Here is a 2,382-nt window from a genome sequence, read left to right as displayed (position 1 = left end):
GAATTAACAGCTGTTGCTTTAAACCGGCTTTCTACATAAGCAAGAGAAAATGCAAGAGAAAGAGGAATATCGTTTTTATCTGCATTTTCAAGAATTGCAAGTGCAACTTCACGACTGCTTGTAACATGTGTATAAAACCATTCTACAGCAGGGCGAGACTGCGGCTGACGGTAAAGAGCCAGCCCCTGATCATCTTCCGGTGAATAATCATCAGAATATTCTGTCTTAAACCCGGCTTCAGCAAAATACTCTTCTGTAAAATCCATGCTGTTTAAGAGAGCAAAATCAGGTATTTCTTTGACAGAATTATTTTTTTCATTAGAAGACGGAATAAATTTAAGAACCAGCATACAAAGCAAAAGCAAAAGAGAACTAACTGCAAATGTTCCGCCTAAAATCTTTGAATTAAAAGAGTTCATGATATAATCATTACAAAAAAAACATTTTCAGTCAATGGAGTTTTTGGAGATTTTTAGAGTTTTTAATGATTTTTTCGCATTTATTACGGTTTTTTGCACCATTTTCTCTTTTATAACAAAATATTACAATTAGTAACAAACAACATTCATTTCAGCATTTTTTTTACAGAAAAAACAATACTGCTGATGCTTTGCTGACAGCTCTTCCATATAGAAGGAACGCTCATCATAAATCTCATCTGGAATTGCAAATCCAATTACACTTACACAGTCTTTAATTCTTCTTGCACAGTGTTTCATACTGGCCGTAAACTGTTCAAAACCGGCATCTTTATCAAAAACAGGTTCAATAAACACGAAGCTGTTTTTCTCTTCCAGTGCTTTTAACTGTTCACGAAGCTTTGCAAGAAAATCTTCATTATATTCTTCGGTTCCAGATTCGACATCACTCCATTTAACTGGAAAAGCCTTTCCTTCAAGTGAAACGATTTTTCCTGTCATTGTATATAATTTCTGTTCTTTTACTTCAAATAAACGTTCTAACTTCATATGCCTATTCTAACATTTTGTTTAAAAATAAAAAATCCCCGCTGCCGCGAGGACTTAATTCAAAACGTTTTCCGATTCTATTCTGTCAAAATCTTGATAACTTCAGCTTTGTCCTGAGTATTCAAGATTTGTGCACGTTTTTCTGCACTCTTGAAGAGAAGACTTACTTCTGCCAAAAACTGAAGGTGCGGACCAGTCTTGTTAATCGGTGAAAGGGTCATGATGAAAATGCGGCATGGCTCCTGATCCAAAGAATCGAAATCGACAGGATTATCAGAAATACCAATACATGCAACCAAATCAGCGACTGTGTCAGTTTTGCCGTGTGGAATAGCAATTCCGTGCTTCATGCCTGTAGACATTTTGCGCTCACGGTCAAGCACACATTCGCGAGCAGTAGCTTTATCTGCTACTTTTCCAGCCTTGATAAGAATGTCGAGCATCTCGTCGATAATTTCTTCTTTTGATTTACCTTTAAGATGCAGTTCTACTGTGTCAGGTGTTAATACTGTTTTTAAGTCCATATAATTAGTGTAAATTTCATTAAGGCAAAAGTCAAGAGAAAAATGATTCAAAAAAATGACATTTATTAAACTTTTTAATATAATGATTATATGAACACAATCGACAAATTTCTTTCTGATATTCAAAAAACACTTAAATACGACCGTGCTAATAACGGCGGGCATTACGATGCAAAACGGGCATGTACTCAGATTGCAAAACTTTTTTCAAATAACAACCGTAATTTAGGCTCACTTGCTGTTTCAATCAGTGATTACTGGCTTAATACTTATATCCTGGGGTCTGATAATTTAGAATATGAACCAAGTGAACAGAATATCGAAAAGATCAAAGCTTTTCAGAATTTCTGTGACAATGCTGAAGATGAAGACTATTCTGCATTATCACAAGATGACTGGGAAACACTGCGCGATTTTGCTGATGACGAAGCAGAAAACCTTGATCTGGACTCACTTCAAAGCATGATGAATCTTATTCTCCAGAACGGAGCACTCTCCTGATTTTTTTAACACAGATGGACACAGATACACGCGATGAAAAATTTTTATACAAATTGCCGCCAATGCCCGCGTAACTGCGGCGTAAACAGAAATATTTCTCTAGGATTTTGCAAAGAAATCTCTGAAATACGAATTGCTGTTGCATGTCTTCATTTTGGAGAAGAACCTTTAATCACAGTTCACGGCGGAAGCGGAACAATTTTTTTAACCGGCTGCAATTTACGATGTGCTTTCTGCCAGAATTACCAGATAAGCCAGCAGGGAATGGGAAAATCCGTAACAAAAGAAGAATTCGCCGAAATCTGTCTGCGTTTACAGGAAGCAGGGGCCGAAAACATCAATCTCGTTACTGGAAGTCACCATATTCCGGCTCTTGCAGAAGGACTTAC

General features: G+C 36.8%; 4 protein-coding genes and 1 pseudogene. 2 read left to right on the top strand and 3 right to left on the bottom strand.

Translation table 11 applies throughout. The annotated features are described in order from the left end of the window. The 3 genes and pseudogenes from ACKI5B_RS05570 to ACKI5B_RS05560 form a co-directional block, all read right to left on the bottom strand. A pseudogene (locus ACKI5B_RS05570) lies at window positions 1-419 on the bottom strand (lytic transglycosylase); the annotation flags it as partial. Window positions 420-548: 129 nt separating this feature from the next. Beyond that, window positions 549-968, bottom strand: a complete 420-nt coding sequence (locus ACKI5B_RS05565) for a hypothetical protein (RefSeq protein WP_407426652.1) — start codon at window positions 966-968, stop codon at window positions 549-551. A gap of 77 nt (window positions 969-1,045) precedes the next feature. Continuing rightward, on the bottom strand, window positions 1,046-1,492 hold the full coding sequence (locus ACKI5B_RS05560) for a PTS sugar transporter subunit IIA (protein ID WP_296328707.1): 447 nt from the start codon (window positions 1,490-1,492) through the stop codon (window positions 1,046-1,048). A gap of 90 nt (window positions 1,493-1,582) precedes the next feature. On the opposite strand from ACKI5B_RS05560, the gene ACKI5B_RS05555 reads away from it, so the two are divergent. Both ACKI5B_RS05555 and ACKI5B_RS05550 read left to right on the top strand, forming a co-directional pair. Further along, window positions 1,583-1,993, top strand: coding sequence for a hypothetical protein (locus ACKI5B_RS05555; RefSeq protein WP_407426650.1), 411 nt, complete (start codon window positions 1,583-1,585; stop codon window positions 1,991-1,993). A gap of 33 nt (window positions 1,994-2,026) precedes the next feature. Then, a partial coding sequence (locus ACKI5B_RS05550) for a radical SAM protein (protein WP_407426648.1) occupies window positions 2,027-2,382 on the top strand: 356 nt, incomplete at its 3' end.

The organism is Treponema sp., from assembly GCF_045657965.1.
Lineage (GTDB): Bacteria > Spirochaetota > Spirochaetia > Treponematales > Treponemataceae > Treponema_D.
This window is presented reverse-complemented; position numbering and strand designations above follow the sequence as displayed.